Here is a 16,732-nt window from a genome sequence, read left to right on the forward strand (position 1 = left end):
CGGGGCAGATGGATCATTACGACTATATTATCATCGGGGCGGGCAGCGCCGGCTGCGTGCTTGCCAATCGGCTGTCGGCCGATGGCCGGAGCCGGGTGCTGCTGCTCGAAGCCGGCGGCAGCGACAATTATCACTGGATCCATATTCCGGTCGGTTATCTCTATTGCATCAACAATCCGCGCACCGACTGGTGCTTCACCACGGCGCCGGAAACCGGATTGAACGGCCGGGCGCTAAGCTATCCGCGCGGCAAGGTGCTCGGCGGCTGTTCGTCGATCAACGGCATGATCTATATGCGCGGCCAGGCGCGCGACTACGATCTTTGGCGGCAGATGGGCTGCAGCGGCTGGGGCTGGGATGATGTTCTGCCCTTCTTCCGCAAGTCCGAGGATTTTTATCGCGGCGAAGACGAGATGCATGGCGCCGGCGGCGAATGGCGCATCGAGAAGGCGCGCGTGCGCTGGGCCGTGCTCGATGCTTTCCAGCAAGCGGCGAAGGAAGCGGGAATTCCGGAGACGGCGGATTTCAACCGCGGCAACAATGAAGGCTCCGGCTATTTCGACGTCAACCAGCGTTCCGGCATTCGCTGGAACACCTCGAAAGCCTTCCTGCGTCCGGCGCGGAAACGCTCCAACCTGACGGTGCTCACCAAGGCGCAGGTGCGGCGGCTGCTGGTGGAGGAGGGGGCCGTGGCCGGCGTCGAATTCCAGCATCAGGGCGTGGCGAAACGCGCCTATGCGGGCAGAGAAACTATCCTTTCCGCCGGTTCGATCGGCTCGCCGCATATTCTGGAGTTGTCCGGCATCGGCAGGGGCGATGTGCTGCAGCGGGCGGGCGTCGATGTCGTCACCGAGGTCAAGGGTGTCGGCGAAAACCTGCAGGACCATCTGCAACTGCGGCTGGCCTATAAGGTGACGGGCGTTCCGACGCTGAACGAGAAGGCGACGAGGCTGATCGGCAAGGCGGCGATCGGGCTCGAATATCTCGTCCGCCGCTCCGGCCCGATGGCAATGGCGCCGAGCCAGCTCGGCATCTTCACCCGCTCGGGTCCGGACCGGGAAACGCCCGACCTGCAATATCACGTGCAGCCGGTCTCCCTCGAAAAATTCGGCGACCCCGTGCATCCTTTCCCGGCGATCACCGCGAGCGTCTGCAATTTAAGGCCGGAGAGCCGTGGTTCGGTTCACCTGTCGAGCCCGGATTTCGCCGCCCAGCCGACGATCAGCCCAAAGTACCTCTCGACGCAGCGCGATCGTGACATAGCTGTCCGCTCGATACGGTTGACGCGCAAGATCGTCGTGCAGCCTTCCTTTGCCCGTTTCAAGCCGGAGGAATTCAAACCGGGCCCGAGCTATCAGACCGAGGCCGATCTGGAGCGGGCGGCGGGCGATATCGGCACGACGATCTTCCATCCCGTGGGCACTTGCCGGATGGGCGCCGACAGGGAGAGTGTCGTCGATCCCCGGCTGAGGTTCCGAGCGCTCGGCAAGCTCAGGATTGCCGACGCTTCGGTGATGCCGTCGATCACCTCGGGCAACACCAATTCGCCGACGATCATGATCGCCGAAAAGGCAGCGGCGATGATCCTCGAAGACAACCGATAGGAGAAGACCATGGCAAGGATCGCATTCATCGGGCTTGGCAATATGGGCGGGCCGATGGCGGCCAATCTCGTCAAGAGGGGTCACGAGGTGCTCGGGTTCGATCTTGCGGCCTCGGTGCTGAAGGCGGCGGAGGCGAGCGGCGTCAAGCCGGCAAGCCATGCCAGCCAGGCGGTCAAGGACGCGGAGATCGTCATAACAATGCTGCCGCAGGGCAGGCACGTGCTGACGGCCTGGGCCGATATCCTGCAGTCGACGGCGCAGGGCACGCTGGTTATCGATTGCTCGACCATCGATGTCGAGAGCAGCCGCAAGGCGCATGAGATGGCCAAGACCGCAGGCTGCCTGTCGCTCGACGCACCGGTTTCCGGCGGCACCGGCGGGGCGAGCGCCGGCACGCTGACCTTCATGGCCGGTGGCTCGGACGACGCCTTCCTCAAGGGCAAGCCGATTCTCGAGGCCATGGGCAAGAAGATCGTCCATTGCGGCGAAGCGGGCGCCGGCCAGGCGGCAAAGATCTGCAACAACATGATCCTCGGCATCTCGATGGTCGGCGTCTGCGAGGCCTTCGTGCTCGCCGAGAAGCTCGGCCTCTCGCATCAGGCGCTGTTCGACGTTGCCTCGACCTCATCAGGCCAATGCTGGTCGATCAATACCTATTGCCCGGTGCCCGGACCGGTGCCGACCTCGCCTGCCAACAATGGTTACAAGCCAGGTTTTGCCGCAGCCTTGATGCTGAAAGATCTCAAGCTTTCGCAAGAGGCAGCTCTGGCGAGCGGCGCGTCCACGCCGCTCGGCGCGGAAGCGGCGCAGCTTTATGCGCTGTTCGAAAAGCAGGGCAATGGCGGCAGGGATTTCTCCGCGATCATCGAGATGTTTCGGGAAAAGACGTAGGCAATATCTACAGGAGATAGCTGACCGGCTCGTTTCGCACCGGATGGGGAAAGACGCCCATGCCGACGCCGAAAATCGATTGCAGCTTGTCGGCCTGCATGATCTCGGCTGGCGTGCCTTCGGCGGTGATCCGGCCGCGGTTGAGCGCGACGATCGCATCGCAGTAGCGCGCGGCAAGATTGATGTCGTGCAGCACGATCACGACGGTCAGCCCGCGCTCGTGGCTGAGTTCCTTCACCAGCGACAGGACGCTTGTCTGATGGGCGAGGTCGAGCGCCGATGTCGGTTCGTCGAGCAGCAGGCAGCGGGCGTCCTGAGCGAGCATCATGGCGATCCAGGCACGCTGGCGCTCGCCGCCGGACATGTTGGCGACGAGACGATCGGCAAAATCCTCGAGTTCGGTGCGGACGATCGCCTCCTCGACCTTGTTGCGATCGGCGGCGGTGAAGCGACCGAGCGTGCCGTGCCAGGGGAAACGTCCGAGCGCCACAAGCTCCCGCACGGTCATTCCATCGGTCGCCGGCGTAAATTGCGGCATATAGGCGACGTGCCGGGCAAATTCCCGGGCACCCCAATCACCCGCCGGCTTGCCGCCGAAGGCGATGGCGCCGGACTCCGGCGCGGCCTGACGGGCAATGATCTTCAAAAGCGTGCTCTTGCCGGAGCCGTTCGGACCCACCAGACCGTAGATGCGGCCCTGCTCGAGCGTCAGATCGATGCCATGCAGGACGGGTTTTTGTCCGATGGCATACTCGATGGCCGACAGGGCAAGGAAAGGTGAAGGCATGATCTGCTCCGGGTTCGGTGTCGCACGGGGAGGGCGAGCCCTCCCTTCCCTGCGAAACTAAACCGGAATTGTCAACTTACGCTTTCTGCTCGGCTTCAAATCAACCCTTCGACACCGAGAAACGAAGTTGGCTGTCGCCGAGGAGGATATCGATCTCGCCTGGCTCCGCCAGTTCGATCGCGCCGCTCAACGTGCCCGTGGTGATCAGCGCGCCTGCCTTCAGCGATGTCTCCGGGCGCAGGCCGTCATTGGCGTAATCGACGAGCCAGGTGAGAACGTCGCCCTTCGGATGCTGGGCCGGCCCATCATAGATTGTTCGGCCGGCATGGGTGACCTTGAGCGGCGTGCCCCCGGCTGTATCGACCACGCTTTTGTCGAGCCTTGGACCAAGCACATAGCCGCTATTGCCGAGCCGGTCTGATGTAAACAGCAGGAAGGAGACGCTGCCGCTTTCCCTGACCGCACTGACCAGCATCTCGGCGCCGAGATAGGCAGCGGAGATCGCCTCGACCACGTCGGCGCGGCTATAGCGAGTGCCTTTGCGGACCGGCAGATCCTTGCCGAGGCGCACAGCGATCTCGGTCTCGAATTTCATGCCCGGATACCAGGGGATGCTCGCGCCCGAGGCGGCCTCGGCATAGGGATGCAGCGGGCCGGTGACCGCCTGCCCCTGCGGCGAGACCGTCACCTTCCAGGCATTGCTGGAAATGCCGTCGGCCGCAGTCAGAAAATTCTGCGCCTCCATCGCCTGATGCAGATCGGCCGGTAGCGGGAAAGTGCCGGTTTCCTCCTGTCTTCCGGCCTGGCGCAGGCTGTGAAGCCGAGCTGCGAGCGCGCGTGGATCGAATGCCTCTGTCATGCTGTCTCCTCGAGCTGATTTTCGAGGTGGCACACTAACGGCAGGGCAGCAATGAACAAGTGGCCTCGGGCCGAAGTTCGAAAAGCTCTTATTCCATCGCCGCGTACCAGCGATCGCGATAGGCGGCGAGCCCCGCGATTTCGGCCGGCGGAACATGCGTTTCGGCGCCTGATACCGGCCGGATGCCGGTGAGAAGGGCAGCACCCTGGCTTGTGCCGGTCGTGCCAGGAAGGGCGAGGACCTCGCGGCCGGCAACGGCGGCAAGCAGCTTCAGATAGGTTTCGTTCAGGGCAAAAGGCCCCTCGACGACGACGGGGCCTTTGGCGCCGATCAGTCCGAGGCAGGCGTCGGTCATCAAAGCGAGATAGAGGCAGGCGGCGGCATGGCGTTCCGCGCGGCTTGCCTCTTCAGCGCCGATCCAGCGGCTGGCCTTTCCGGGAAAAGGACCGGAACCGGGAGCGATATTGGGCAGCAGCATCATACCTTTGCCGATGACCGGCCGGATCGCCGCCTGCGCGGCTTTTTCATCGACAGGCCCGATCTCGGCCGAAAGGATCTCGAATTCCCGTCCGCCCATGAAACGCGAGGAGGGGACGGCCCGGCCATAGGCATCGACATTGGCGAGCGTATCGCGCTCGGCATCGAGATGATCGAGATCGCCGCCGACGCCGAAATTGATCACCCAGGTGCCGGTGGAGACGACGGCGAAGGGGGCCTCGCGATGGACGAGATGCGGCAGCAGCGAGGCATTGGAATCGTGAATGCCGCAATAGACCGGGACGGGCGCGGCAAGGCCGAGCTCCGCGGTGATATCAGGCAGAACAGGCCCGAGCGCATCGAAGGCGGAGCGGATCGGCGCCATCAGCGCCCGGATGCCGAGTCTGTCAACCAGCGAGGAATAGCCGCCCGCCCGGGGGTTCCAGAGGTCGGTATGGCAGCCGAGCGAGGTCAACTCGTTGGCGGCAACACCCGTGAGCCGCGCTGTCCAATATTGCGGATAGGTGAGGATGGTGGCCACCTCGGCGAATGCCGCGGGAAAGGCGCTCTTTTGGTAATGCAGCTGCGCGCCGACATTGAGGCCCATCGCCAGGCGCGGCGAAAAGGTTTCGTCGAAGGAGGGACGCAAGGCCGTATAGGCATCGCGGATTTCTTGCGGGTATTCGTGTTCGTAGTCGATCACAGGCATGGCGAGCGTGCCGTCCCGATCGAGCAGTGCGGCTGCGGCGCCGTGGGTGGTGATCGAAATGGCGTCGAAACCAGGCGCCTGCGCAAGCCGTTTCAGCGCGTCGAGCGCGAAGGACCAGAGAGCCTCTATGTCGTAATGCGGGTAGGGGCCGGTCTTGATCGTAACGTTCGGCCGTTTCAGGACGGCGATCTCGGCGCCTGTCCCAGCGTCGAGCACGACCGCCTTGGCATTGGTCTTGCCGATGTCGAGAACGGCGATGCGGCGATAGGGAGCGGTCATGGCATATGAAAAAGAGTGACGAGGTCGCTCTGGACGGGCGAATTGTCCGGGTTCGTCGCCATGATATCGGCCATGTGCGCCCACCATTTCTTCATGACCGGATGTTCCGGCAGGCTCGCCATCGTGTGGTCCTTCGGGCGCGTCAGCACGCCGAACAGCGTGTTAGTTTCGCGGTCGAGATGGATGGAATAGTCGCTGGCGCCCGACTTGTGCAGGAGATCGACCAGTTCCGGCCAGATCTCGTCGTGCCGCTTGCGGTATTCGGCTTCCATGCCGGGATTGAGCTGCATCTTGAAGGCGTGTTTTTCTGATGTCATCGGGAGCTCATGATCTTGATGCGGCGGGCGATGATCGGGATGGCGATGGTGATGATGAGCAGCAGGCCGATAAAGATCGACATGACGATGCCGGGCACGTTCAACAGGCCGAGGCCGAAGGTGACGAGGCCCATGACGAAGGCGGCGATGACGACGCCGCCGATCGTGCCGGAGCCGCCGAGGATCGAGATGCCGCCGAGCACCACCATGGTGACGACCTCGAGTTCCCAGCCTTGGGCGATTGACGGGCGGGTCGAGCCGAGGCGCGAGGTCAGGCAGACGGCGGCGATGCCGCTCATGATGCCGGTCAGCAGGAAGAGAATGAATTTGACCCGCTCGACCGGAATGCCGGAGAAACGGGCTGCGAAGTCGTTATTGCCGATCGCATAGACCTGGCGGCCGAAATTCGTCGCATGCAGCAGCACGGCGAAGGCGATCGCCAGCACGATGAACAGCACGAATTCGAAGGAGAACACCCAGGCAACGTAACCTTGGCCGAAATAGGCGAAGTCGGCGGGATATTTGCCATAGGCCTGGTCGCCTAGCACGATATAGGAAATGCCGCGGAAAAGGCTCATCGTGCCGATGGTGACGACGATCGATGGCAGCTTCAGCACCGAGACCAGCACGCCGTTGAAGATGCCGCAGGCAAGGCCGGTGCCGAGGCCGATCAGCACCAGGCCCGGAGTGCCGATGCCAATCTGCGCCGCCGCCCCCATTGCCGTCGAGGCGAGTGCGATGATGGCGGCGACCGAGAGGTCGATCTCGCCTGATATGACGAGCAGCGCCATGGCAAAGGCGATCATCGCCTTTTCTGTGAAGTTGAAGGTGGCGTCCGAGAGGTTCCAGGCATCGAGGAAATAGGGCGAGGCCAGGGAATTGAAGATGAAGATCAGGACGGCGACCGCAAAGAGCAGCACCTCCCAACTGGCGATAATGCGGCGCAGCGGCGTGCCGAGGCGGTCGGGGATGACGCGCTTTTCGTGGGTGGATACGGTGCTCATGCTGCGGCCTCCGTTCTGATTTCGGCTGCGGCGCGGTCGCGCAGGATGATGCGGCCCCGGTTGCGCTCACGCCGGGCGTTGAAGGCAACGGCGAGAATGATGACGGTTCCGGAGATTGCCATCTGCGTGAAGGGTGAGATGCCGATCACCGGCAGCGCATTCTTGATGACGCCGAGGAAGAGCGCGCCGAGCACGGTGCCAGCGACCGAGCCGACGCCGCCGGCAATCGAAATGCCGCCGATGACGCAGGCCGCGACGCTGTCGAGCTCGAAGCCGTTGGCGATATCGACATAGGCGACGGCATAACGCGACACCCAGAGATAGCTGGAAAGGCCGGCGAGCGCGCCCGACAGCACGAAGGCAAGGAACTTCGTCCGGCCGGTATCGATGCCGGCATAGACGGCGGCGGTCGGATTGCCGCCGGTTGCATAGGCCGAGCGACCAAACTGGCTATAGCGCAGCAGCGTGTACATCAGCGCGACGATGATGATAGCAACCCAACTCAGTACCGGCAGGCCGAGGATCGGCGTGCGGGGGACAGAGAGGAAGTTCGGCGTCATCTGGTGCGCGTTGACCCAAGCGCCGCCCGAAAGCACGAAAGCCATGCCGCGATAGATGGTAAGGGTGCCGAGGGTGACGACGATCGGCGGGATTTCGAGACGCCAGACGAGAAAGCCATTGATGGTGCCGAGGGCCGCACCGATCGCGACCGCGGCAAGGATCAGCACCATCAGAGGTAGGCCCGGAAAGGCGGCATTCATCATCGCGATTGCCATGCCGGTAAAGGCGAGGTTGGCAGCAACCGACAGATCGATTGATTTCGTCAGAATAACAGTCATCTGGGCAAGCGCCAGAATGATAAGGATCGCGGTGTCGTTGAAGATGCCGGCGAGATTATCCGGCGTGGCGAAATCGGCGGCTCGCGTCGAGAAGACGGCAATCATCACCACGATGATGGCAAAGAGCAGGGTTTCGCGTTTTTTCATCAGTCTGACCATGCCCATCACCTCATGCATTTCCGGTCGCCGCACGCACCAGCGCTTCCGGCGAAAGCTGATCGCGCTCGAAGAGCCCGACCGACAGGCCTTCCTTCATCACCAGCACCCGATCCGACATGCCGATGATCTCGGGCAGTTCGGAAGAGATCATGATGATCGAAAGGCCCTCAGCGGCAAGTTCGCTGATGAAGCCGTGCACGGCGGCCTTCGAGCCGATGTCGATGCCCTTCGTCGGCTCGTCGAGAATGATGACCTTGGGCATGGTGGCGAGCCACTTGCCGATGACGACCTTCTGCTGGTTGCCGCCCGACAGGGTGCCGACCGGCACGGAGAGGGCTGCGGCGCGCAAATCCAGCCGTTCGGCATATTTGCGGGCGAGCGCGAATTCTTCCGCCGCCTTGAGAAAGCCCTTTCGCGACGTTCGCGCCAACGACGGCAGCGTCATGTTCTGATAGATCGGCATCGGCAGCGCCAGGCCGTGGCGGCCGCGCTCCTCCGGCACGTAGACGATGCCGGCCTTGATGGCGTCATGCGGCGAATTGATCGAAATTTCCCGGCCTTCAAGCGTCAGCCTGCCCGACAGCGGCTTGGTGACGCCGAAGAGCGATTGGGCAAGTTCCGATCGGCCGGCGCCGATCAGGCCGTAGATACCGAGAATTTCGCCCCGGCGCAGGGTCAGGGAAACATCACGAAATTCGGTGCGGTGGCAGTATTTTTCGACCTCGAGCACAGGGCCACCGATGGCGACATCGATCTTCGGAAAGACGTTCTCGACGTCGCGGCCGACCATCATACGGACGATCTCGTCCTGCGGTGTTTCCTTGAGGCGTCCCTGGCCGACCGCACGGCCGTCGCGGAAGACGACGAAATCGTCGGCGATTTCGTAAAGCTCGTCGAACTTGTGACTGATGAACAGGATCGCCTTGCCCTGGTCCTTCAGGCCCCGGACAATGCGGAAGAGATCGTCGATCTCCTTGCGGGAAAGGGCGGCGGTCGGCTCGTCCATGATGACGATGCGGGCCTCGATCGACAAAGCGCGTGCGATCGCCACCAGATGGCGTTGCGCGATCGAGAGGTCCTTCAGCCGGATGGTTGGGTCGATATTGCTTTCGAGCGCGGTCAGCAGCGTCTTCGAGCGGCTGTTCATCGTCTGCCAGTCGATGGTGCGCAGGCGGGTGCGCGGCGCATGGCCGAGGAAGATGTTTTCGGCCACCGTCAATTCGTCAAAAAGCACGGTTTCCTGATGAATGGCGGTGACGCCGGCGTCGATGGCGGCCTGGGCGCTGGCAAAACTCGTCGGCTGGCCGTCGACTAGGATCTCGCCTTCGTTCGGCCTGTAGATGCCGGTCAGGATCTTGACGAGCGTCGATTTGCCGGCGCCGTTTTCGCCGATCAGCGCCGTCACCGTGCCGGGATGAAGCGCGATGCTGACATTGTCGAGCGCCTTCACACCAGGAAAGATCTGGGAGATGCCGCGCATTTCCAGAATGGCGGGCGCGTCGCCGGTTTTGCTGTCCGTGACGGGTTGTTGAAAGGCGGCGTTCATCAGATTTCTACCAGTGTCGAATGGGAAATCCCGGCGACCGTCGGCCGCCGGGCTTTTAAACGTCGTTCCGGATCAGAAGACCTTGGAGAACTGGTCGATGTTCGAAGCATTGTAGACGAAGGGATCGGCCATGGCGGCTTCGCCGTTGTCGCCGACCTTGATCTTGCCCATGCGGCCGGCATTGATCTCGCTGCCCGGCTTGCCATCCGTCTCGCCCTTGACGAGGCGGTAGGCGATCTGGGTGGCGGAGTAGCCGAGGTCGATCGGGTTCCAGATGGCGAATTCCTTCGTCGCGCCCGACTTGATCGCGCCGGCCATCTCGGAGGGCAGGCCGAGGCCGGTGACGTAGACCTTGCCGACAAGGCCCTTGTCTTCGACGACTTTGGAGGCGGCAAGAACGCCGACGGTAGTCGGAGCGACGATGACCTTGACGTTCGGGTTCGACTTCAAGAGGCCTTCGGCTTCACGATAGGACTTGTCCGAAAGGTCGTCGCCGTAAACCGTGGTGACGAGGTTGAGGCCCGGGAAATCCTTGAGCTGCTTCTTCATCTGGTCGATCCAGATATTTTGGTTGGTCGAGGTGGTCGTTGCTGACAGGATGGCGAAGTCGCCCTTGCCGCCTTCGAGATGGTCCTTGGCGAGCGTCAGGCACATCTTGCCGATCAGCTCGTTGGACGACGGGTTGAGCTGCAGGATACGGCCCTCGGGGGCAACGCCGGAATCCCAGGAGATGACCTTGATGCCGCGCTGGGTCGCCTTCTTCAGCGCCGGAACCAGCGCGTCGGGATCGTTGGCCGAAACGGCGATGGCATCAACGCCCTGGGCGATCAGCGAGTTGATGACTTCGATCTGGCCTTCTGCCGTCGTCGACGTCGGACCGGTGTAGATGACCTCTACGCCGCCGAGCTCCTTGGCGGCTTCCTGGGCGCCTTTATTGGCGGCGTCGAAGAAGCCGTTGCCGAGCGACTTGACGACGAGGCCGATCTTGATGTCCTTGGCGCTTGCGGTGCCGGCCATCATGGCGACGGCGAGCGCTACGCCGAGCGCAAGTGTCTTTGCGAGTTTCATGTCACTTTCCTCCCATTGAGATTAGACTTCCACACCTCGGCGGCGCCTCATGCGACCGACGAGGAATCCTCCTTCGCGAGCTGGGCCACGGGGCTTGCGACAACGAGCCGGATGCCGGCATTCTCGACCATGCGAGCCGCCTCTTCCGAGATGCCGTCATCGGTGATGACCACAGAGACGCGGTCGAGCGCGCAGAGAATGAGGCTCGACCGGCGATTGAATTTGCTTGAATCGACCATGACGACGAGCTCGTCGGCCTGGTGCATCAGCTTCTGCTCGCTCTGGATGACGAGGGCATCCGCCTCCATGATGCCGAGCGGGCCGACGCCCTGCGCGCCGATGAACATGCGCCGCGCATAAAAATTGCGGATCGCGTCATTGTCGAAAGGTGACAGGATGAGGCTCTGCTCGCGATAGATCGCGCCGCCCGGCACCGTCACGGTGTTTTTGGAATGCTTCACCAGATGCTCGGCGATCGCAAAGGAATTGGTCATGACCTGCATGCGGTGGCCGGCCATGTAGTGCACCATCTGGAAGGTCGTCGTACCGCCATTGATGATGATGGCGTCTCCCGCTTCGCAGAGATCGACGGCTGCGCGTGCAATTGCGCGCTTTTTATCGATGTTGACTGATTCCGAAACTCGGAAGGGGCGGCCGGCGAGGCTGCCGAGCTGCGGCGGATGCACCGCTTCCGCACCGCCGCGGACGCGGCGGATCTTGCCCTGCACATGAAGAGCCGCAATATCGCGTCGGATTGTTGCTTCAGAAGCTTCCGTCAGCTCGGAAATATCCTGGATCGTAACGACGGACTTTTCCTGAACGGCGCTTAAGATGATGCGATGACGTTCGCGTTCGTGCATTGGGCTCCTCCTCTCGTCATATTTATTTCGTATCCGTTAAAGGCTGTCAATCATAAACGATCATAAAATTTCATATTGCGATGCAGCATAATCGAATTTGATCGTTTTCGATTGACAAGCGTACTTTCGATGCGCGATACCGTGAGCGAAAGGGCACGCTGATCGCGGCCCCCGACAAGCCTGATATGGGAGGATGACATGGCGGCGAACGTCCGGCTTCTGGAAAACCGGTGGGATGATGGTTACGCGGCAGGCCTCGATGAGCCCGGCAAGCTGCTCTATCGCTCCAACCTGCTCGGCGCCGACAAGCGCATCACCAATTACGGCGGCGGCAACACCTCGGCAAAGGTGATGGAAACCGATCCGCTCGATGGCAGTAAGGTCAAGGTGCTCTGGGTCAAGGGCTCGGGCGGCGACGTCGGCACGATCAAGCTCGACGGCTTTGCCACCCTCTACCAGGACAAGCTAGAATCGCTGAAATCGATTTATAAGGGTGTCGAGGACGAGGACCGCATGGTCGGCTTCCTGCCGCACTGCACCTTCAATCTGAACGCCCGCGCCGCCTCGATCGACACGCCGTTGCACGGTTTCGTGCCTTTCACCCATGTCGACCACATGCATCCCGACGCGATCATCGCGATCGCTGCTTCGAAGAATTCCCGGGAATTGACCAAGCAGATCTTCGGCGACGAGATCGGGTGGCTGCCCTGGCGTCGCCCGGGCTTTCAGCTCGGCCTCGATCTCGAAGCCTTCGTCAAGGCGAACCCGAATGCCAAGGGCGTCGTGCTCGAAAGCCATGGCCTGTTCACCTGGGCGAATGAGGCCAAGGCCTGTTACGAGCTGACGCTCGATATCATCAACAAGGCGATCGAATGGTTTGCCGGCCAGACCGAGGGCAAGACGATCTTCGGCGGTGCCGCCGTGCAAAGCCTGCCCGTTGCCGAACGCCGCGCCATCGCCGCCCGGCTGATGCCTGAGATCCGCGGCCGCATCGGCAAGCAGGAACGCAAGCTCGGCCATTTCGATGATCAGGATGCGGTTCTGGAATTCGTCAATTCGAAGAACCTGCGCCCGCTCGGGGCGCTCGGCACCAGCTGCCCCGACCATTTCCTGCGCACCAAGATCCGGCCGCTGATCGTCGAATTCGATCCCGCCAGGCCGGATGTCGATGCAATCGTCGCCGGTCTCGACAAGGCGCTGGAAGATTACCGCGCCGATTACGCCCGCTATTACAACGACTGCAAGCATGACAATTCGCCCGCCATGCGCGACGCCAATCCCGTCATCTTCCTCGTTCCTGGCGTCGGCATGTTGTCCTTCGCCCGCGACAAGGCGACGGCCCGAATTGCCAGCGAATTCTACGTCAACGCCATCAACGTCATGCGCGGCGCCTCCACGGTCTCGGAGTATCAGGGCCTGCCGGAGCAGGAGGCCTTCGACATCGAATACTGGCTGCTCGAAGAGGCCAAGCTGCAGCGTATGCCGAAGCCGAAGAGCCTTGCCGGGCGGGTGGCTTTCGTCACCGGCGGCGCCGGCGGAATCGGCCGCGCGACGGCCGCGCGCCTCGTCGGCGAGGGCGCATGCGTCGTGCTTGCCGACATCGACCAGGCGGCGCTCGAATCGACTGAGGCCGATTTCGTCAAGAAATATGGCGCCGATTCCGTGCGCAGCCTCCGGCTCGATGTCACCAAGGAAGATGCGGTGATCGCCTCCTTCGCGGAAGCCTCAGTCGAATTCGGCGGCGTCGACATCCTTGTCTCGAATGCCGGCATTGCCTCGTCCGCGCCGATCGAAGCGACCGAGCTTGCGACCTGGAACCGCAATATCGATATTCTGGCGACCGGCTATTTCCTGGTTTCGCGCGAGGCTTTCCGGCTGTTCCGCCGTCAGGCGCTCGGCGGCAACATCGTCTTCGTCGCCTCCAAGAACGGCCTCGCCGCTTCGCCGAATGCCTCTGCCTATTGCACGGCAAAGGCCGCCGAAATCCATCTTGCCCGCTGCCTGGCGCTGGAAGGCGCGGATGCCGGCATCCGCGTCAACACCGTCAACCCGGATGCGGTGCTGCGCGGTTCGAAGATCTGGAGCGGCGAATGGCGCGAGCAGCGCGCCGCCTCCTCGAAGATCGAGGTGGACGAACTCGAGGAACATTACCGCAAGCGTTCGATGCTGAAGCTCAACGTGTTTCCGGAAGATATCGCCGAGGCGATCTATTTCTTGGCTTCGGATCTTTCGGCAAAATCGACCGGCAACATCATCAACGTCGATGCCGGCAACGTGCAGAGCTTTACGCGGTAATTTTTGATTGGCGGCGGATGTGTCTGCCCCTCACCCTAACCCTCTCCCCCCCGTCATGACGGGAGAGGGACTTGCCCAGCGAAATGTTGGAGTGGGAGGAAGACGGTGCGGCACATCCACCTTCTCCCCGTCTGAACGGGGAGAAGGTGCCGGCAGGCGGATGAGGGGCGGCCCCACGGCGGTCCCAATTTAGAAATTGCATCAGTGGGAGGAAAGAATGGCCGAGTTCAGGATCGCGCAGGATCTCATCGCGACAGAAAACGACAAGCGGGCTGCGGCCTTGAAAGCCGAATATGAGGCATTGGGCGCGACGCTTGCGCGCCGTGGCGTCGACATCGAAGCGATCACCCGCAAGGTTTCCGAATTCTTCGTCGCTGTTCCCTCCTGGGGCGTGGGCACCGGCGGCACGCGTTTTGCCCGTTTCCCCGGCACGGGCGAGCCGCGCGGCATCTTCGACAAGCTCGACGACTGCGCCGTCATCAACCAGCTGACGCAGGCGACGCCGAATGTCTCGCTGCATATTCCCTGGGACAAGGCGGATGCCAAGGAATTGAAGGCCAAGGGCGATGCGCTCGGCCTCGGTTTCGATGCGATGAATTCGAACACCTTTTCCGATGCCCCGGGGCAGGCTCATTCCTACAAATACGGCTCTCTCAGCCACACCGACGCGGCAACACGCGCGCAGGCGGTCGAGCACAATCTCGAATGCATCGAGATCGGCAAGGCAATCGGCTCCAAGGCTTTGACAGTCTGGATCGGCGACGGTTCGAACTTCCCCGGCCAGAGCAATTTCACCAGGGCCTTCGAGCGTTACCTCGCCTCGATGGCTGACATTTACAAGGCGCTGCCCGACGATTGGAAGCTCTTCACCGAGCACAAGATGTACGAGCCTGCCTTCTATTCGACAATCGTGCAGGATTGGGGCACCAACTACTTGATTGCCCAGACGCTCGGCCCCAAGGCCCATTGCCTCGTCGATCTCGGCCATCATGCGCCGAACACCAATATCGAGATGATCGTCGCTCGCCTGATCCAGTTCGGCAAGCTCGGCGGTTTCCATTTCAACGATTCGAAATATGGCGATGACGATCTCGATGCCGGCGTGATCGATCCCTACCGGCTGTTCCTCGTCTTCAATGAGCTAGTCGATGCCGAGCAGCGCGGCGTCAACGACTTCAACCCCGCCCACATGATCGACCAGTCGCACAATGTCACCGATCCGATCGAGAGCCTGATCAACAGCGCCAACGAAATCCGCCGCGCCTATGCGCAGGCGCTGATCGTCGACCGCAAGGCGCTCGAGGGCTATCAGCAGGACAATGACGCGCTGATGGCGTCGGAAACGCTGAAGCGGGCCTATCGCGCTGATGTCGAGCCGATCCTCGCCGAAGCCCGGCGCAGGGCCGGCGGCGCGATCGATCCGGTCGCCGCCTACCGCGCCAGCGGCTACCGCAAAAAGGTGGCCGCCGAGCGTCCGGCGTCCGTTGCCGGCGGCGGCGGCATCATCTGAGCTGCCGGGCTGAATAAAGTGTGGTCGCCGGCAGCGCGGGGTGAAACGCTGCCGGCAATCGCCGCTCATGGTTTCCAGGCGCCGGCGATCTGACGGGTTGCGATGTTCAACCGGTTCCAGACATTGATATTGGCGATAGCGATGACGAGAGCCGCAAGGCTCCGGCCGTCATAGTGCCGAGTTGCCTCGTCCCAGATCTGGTCAGGCACGGGGTCGGCGCGGTCGCTGGTGCGGGTCACCGCCTCGGTCAAGGCGAGGGCGGCGCGTTCAGCCTCGCTATAATAGGGGGCGTCGCGCCAGCCAGCGACGGCAAAGAGCCGCTCATCCGTTTCGCCGTGTTTGCGGGCAACGCGCCAATGACCATCAATGCAAACGCTGCAGCCGTTGATCTGGCTGGCGCGCAGATTGACGAGTTCGAGCAGCTTTGGCGAAAGGCCTGTTTCGGTCGGCACCTTGCTGAGTGCATTGAGCGCCTGCATGGCTTCTGGAAGCACGAGGGCGGGATTTCCCATTCTCTCCTGCATGATATGTCTCCTTGATACGTTTAGGGTGCGACGATCCGCCGGTGCTGTCACACCGGCCCGGTTTCATTCGTCATTGATTTGACGGAACGCAGCGGAGGAATGTGACAGATGAACGAGAATAACTGGCTGGCCGATCAATTCGAGGCGAATCGGGCGCATCTGAAGGCGGCCGCCTATCGCATGCTCGGCTCGCGCAGCGAGGCTGAAGACGCCGTTCAGGAGGCCTGGCTGCGGCTCACCCGCGTGGATAGGACCGACGTCGGCAATCTCGGCGGCTGGCTGACGACGGTGGTGGCGCGCATCTGCCTCGATATGCTGCGTGCCCGCAAGACCCGACGCGAGGAGCCCCTGGAGACATCAGTCCATGCAGCGATCGCCGATCCGGCCAAGGATCCGGAACGCGACGCCGCCTTCGCCGATTCGGTGGGCGTGGCGTTGCTCGTCGTGTTGCAGACGCTGGCGCCGGCCGAACGGGTTGCCTTCGTGCTGCACGACATGTTCGATCTTCCCTTCGACGAAATCGCGCCGATTATCGGCCGGTCATCCGCCGCCGCCCGTCAGCTCGCGAGCCGTGCCCGCCGCCGGGTGCAGGGCGGGGACGAGACGCCGGATGTCGATCTCGGCCGCAAGCGAACGATTGCGGAGGACTTTCTGAGGGCTTCGCGCAACGGCGATCTGCAGGCGCTGATTGCCGTGCTCGCCCCCGATGTCGTGTTTCGGCTGGATGCGACGGCGGCGCGTTTCGGCGCCTTCGGCGAAAGGCGCGGCGCATCCGAAGTGGCGAAATTGTTCAAGGGCCGGGCGCAGGCGGCAGAAATCGCCATCGTCGATGGCGAGCTTGGCTTCGTCGTGCGCATCGCGGGTCAGACCCGCGTCGTGGTGGCGTTTACTTTCGCCGACGACAGGATTGCAGCAATCGAAGCCATCGCCGATCCCGACCATCTCGAACAGCTTGAATACTCAATCCTGCGGGATTGAAATCGCTGCCAAAATTTCTCGCTGCT

At 62.4% G+C, this 16,732-nt stretch carries 15 protein-coding genes; 5 read left to right on the forward strand and 10 right to left on the reverse strand.

Annotated features, from left to right (window positions below):
• Window positions 1-8 precede the first annotated feature (8 nt).
• Together RHE_RS25490 and mmsB are read left to right on the forward strand one after the other, a co-directional pair.
• Window positions 9-1,604: a GMC family oxidoreductase gene (locus RHE_RS25490; RefSeq protein ID WP_011428134.1), complete on the forward strand. Its 1,596-nt coding sequence runs from the start codon at window positions 9-11 to the stop codon at window positions 1,602-1,604.
• 9 nt (window positions 1,605-1,613) lie between these two features.
• Window positions 1,614-2,495 carry a 3-hydroxyisobutyrate dehydrogenase gene (gene mmsB / locus RHE_RS25495; RefSeq protein ID WP_011428135.1) on the forward strand — a complete coding sequence of 294 codons (882 nt, stop codon included), beginning with the start codon at window positions 1,614-1,616 and terminating at the stop codon, window positions 2,493-2,495.
• Window positions 2,496-2,502: 7 nt separating this feature from the next.
• Here mmsB and RHE_RS25500 read toward each other — a convergent pair whose 3' ends face one another.
• From RHE_RS25500 to RHE_RS25540, 9 genes are all read right to left on the reverse strand, one after another.
• Entirely contained in the window at window positions 2,503-3,282 is a 780-nt protein-coding gene (locus RHE_RS25500; RefSeq protein WP_011428136.1) for an ABC transporter ATP-binding protein, read from the reverse strand.
• A gap of 100 nt (window positions 3,283-3,382) precedes the next feature.
• Entirely contained in the window at window positions 3,383-4,141 is a 759-nt protein-coding gene (locus RHE_RS25505; RefSeq protein WP_011428137.1) for a fumarylacetoacetate hydrolase family protein, read from the reverse strand.
• A gap of 88 nt (window positions 4,142-4,229) precedes the next feature.
• The gene (locus tag RHE_RS25510) at window positions 4,230-5,606 is read right to left on the reverse strand and encodes an FGGY-family carbohydrate kinase (protein ID WP_042119888.1); all 1,377 of its coding nucleotides are present in this window, start codon (window positions 5,604-5,606) and stop codon (window positions 4,230-4,232) included.
• Window positions 5,603-5,923, reverse strand: coding sequence for an L-rhamnose mutarotase (rhaM, locus tag RHE_RS25515; RefSeq protein ID WP_011428139.1), 321 nt, complete (start codon window positions 5,921-5,923; stop codon window positions 5,603-5,605). Before rhaM ends, RHE_RS25510 begins: the two co-directional genes overlap by 4 nt.
• Complete coding sequence (locus RHE_RS25520) at window positions 5,920-6,927, reverse strand: ABC transporter permease (RefSeq protein ID WP_011428140.1); 1,008 nt, start codon at window positions 6,925-6,927, stop codon at window positions 5,920-5,922. Before RHE_RS25520 ends, rhaM begins: the two co-directional genes overlap by 4 nt.
• Entirely contained in the window at window positions 6,924-7,925 is a 1,002-nt protein-coding gene (locus tag RHE_RS25525; RefSeq protein WP_011428141.1) for an ABC transporter permease, read from the reverse strand. Before RHE_RS25525 ends, RHE_RS25520 begins: the two co-directional genes overlap by 4 nt.
• Before the next feature lie 10 nt (window positions 7,926-7,935).
• The gene (locus RHE_RS25530) at window positions 7,936-9,471 is read right to left on the reverse strand and encodes a sugar ABC transporter ATP-binding protein (RefSeq protein WP_011428142.1); all 1,536 of its coding nucleotides are present in this window, start codon (window positions 9,469-9,471) and stop codon (window positions 7,936-7,938) included.
• A 72-nt stretch (window positions 9,472-9,543) separates the two neighbouring features.
• Window positions 9,544-10,539 carry a rhamnose ABC transporter substrate-binding protein gene (gene rhaS, locus RHE_RS25535; protein ID WP_011428143.1) on the reverse strand — a complete coding sequence of 332 codons (996 nt, stop codon included), beginning with the start codon at window positions 10,537-10,539 and terminating at the stop codon, window positions 9,544-9,546.
• 47 nt (window positions 10,540-10,586) lie between these two features.
• Complete coding sequence (locus RHE_RS25540; RefSeq protein WP_011428144.1) at window positions 10,587-11,399, reverse strand: DeoR/GlpR family DNA-binding transcription regulator; 813 nt, start codon at window positions 11,397-11,399, stop codon at window positions 10,587-10,589.
• A 198-nt stretch (window positions 11,400-11,597) separates the two neighbouring features.
• On the opposite strand from RHE_RS25540, the gene RHE_RS25545 reads away from it, so the two are divergent.
• Both RHE_RS25545 and rhaI read left to right on the forward strand, forming a co-directional pair.
• On the forward strand, window positions 11,598-13,694 hold the full coding sequence (locus RHE_RS25545; protein WP_011428145.1) for a bifunctional rhamnulose-1-phosphate aldolase/short-chain dehydrogenase: 2,097 nt from the start codon (window positions 11,598-11,600) through the stop codon (window positions 13,692-13,694).
• Window positions 13,695-13,911: 217 nt separating this feature from the next.
• Window positions 13,912-15,204, forward strand: a complete 1,293-nt coding sequence (rhaI, locus tag RHE_RS25550) for an L-rhamnose catabolism isomerase (protein ID WP_011428146.1) — start codon at window positions 13,912-13,914, stop codon at window positions 15,202-15,204.
• A 65-nt stretch (window positions 15,205-15,269) separates the two neighbouring features.
• Here the strand turns inward: rhaI and RHE_RS25555 are convergent, their stop codons facing one another.
• A complete protein-coding gene (locus tag RHE_RS25555; RefSeq protein WP_011428147.1) occupies window positions 15,270-15,728 on the reverse strand; it encodes a carboxymuconolactone decarboxylase family protein in 459 nt (152 codons plus the stop codon).
• Window positions 15,729-15,836: 108 nt separating this feature from the next.
• On the opposite strand from RHE_RS25555, the gene RHE_RS25560 reads away from it, so the two are divergent.
• Window positions 15,837-16,706, forward strand: coding sequence for a sigma-70 family RNA polymerase sigma factor (locus RHE_RS25560; RefSeq protein WP_011428148.1), 870 nt, complete (start codon window positions 15,837-15,839; stop codon window positions 16,704-16,706).
• The last annotated feature ends 26 nt before the right edge of the window (window positions 16,707-16,732 follow it).

Source organism: Rhizobium etli CFN 42 (assembly GCF_000092045.1).
GTDB classification, from domain to species: Bacteria; Pseudomonadota; Alphaproteobacteria; order Rhizobiales; family Rhizobiaceae; genus Rhizobium; species Rhizobium etli.

Coding starts and splice junctions, on each gene's coding strand:
- RHE_RS25490 (WP_011428134.1), top strand. CDS start 9: ATGGATCATTACGACTATATTATCATCGGGGCGGGCAGCGCCGGCTGC.
- mmsB (WP_011428135.1), top strand. CDS start 1,614: ATGGCAAGGATCGCATTCATCGGGCTTGGCAATATGGGCGGGCCGATG.
- RHE_RS25500 (WP_011428136.1), bottom strand. CDS start 3,282: ATGCCTTCACCTTTCCTTGCCCTGTCGGCCATCGAGTATGCCATCGGA.
- RHE_RS25505 (WP_011428137.1), bottom strand. CDS start 4,141: ATGACAGAGGCATTCGATCCACGCGCGCTCGCAGCTCGGCTTCACAGC.
- RHE_RS25510 (WP_042119888.1), bottom strand. CDS start 5,606: ATGACCGCTCCCTATCGCCGCATCGCCGTTCTCGACATCGGCAAGACC.
- rhaM (WP_011428139.1), bottom strand. CDS start 5,923: ATGACATCAGAAAAACACGCCTTCAAGATGCAGCTCAATCCCGGCATG.
- RHE_RS25520 (WP_011428140.1), bottom strand. CDS start 6,927: ATGAGCACCGTATCCACCCACGAAAAGCGCGTCATCCCCGACCGCCTC.
- RHE_RS25525 (WP_011428141.1), bottom strand. CDS start 7,925: ATGGTCAGACTGATGAAAAAACGCGAAACCCTGCTCTTTGCCATCATC.
- RHE_RS25530 (WP_011428142.1), bottom strand. CDS start 9,471: ATGAACGCCGCCTTTCAACAACCCGTCACGGACAGCAAAACCGGCGAC.
- rhaS (WP_011428143.1), bottom strand. CDS start 10,539: ATGAAACTCGCAAAGACACTTGCGCTCGGCGTAGCGCTCGCCGTCGCC.
- RHE_RS25540 (WP_011428144.1), bottom strand. CDS start 11,399: ATGCACGAACGCGAACGTCATCGCATCATCTTAAGCGCCGTTCAGGAA.
- RHE_RS25545 (WP_011428145.1), top strand. CDS start 11,598: ATGGCGGCGAACGTCCGGCTTCTGGAAAACCGGTGGGATGATGGTTAC.
- rhaI (WP_011428146.1), top strand. CDS start 13,912: ATGGCCGAGTTCAGGATCGCGCAGGATCTCATCGCGACAGAAAACGAC.
- RHE_RS25555 (WP_011428147.1), bottom strand. CDS start 15,728: ATGCAGGAGAGAATGGGAAATCCCGCCCTCGTGCTTCCAGAAGCCATG.
- RHE_RS25560 (WP_011428148.1), top strand. CDS start 15,837: ATGAACGAGAATAACTGGCTGGCCGATCAATTCGAGGCGAATCGGGCG.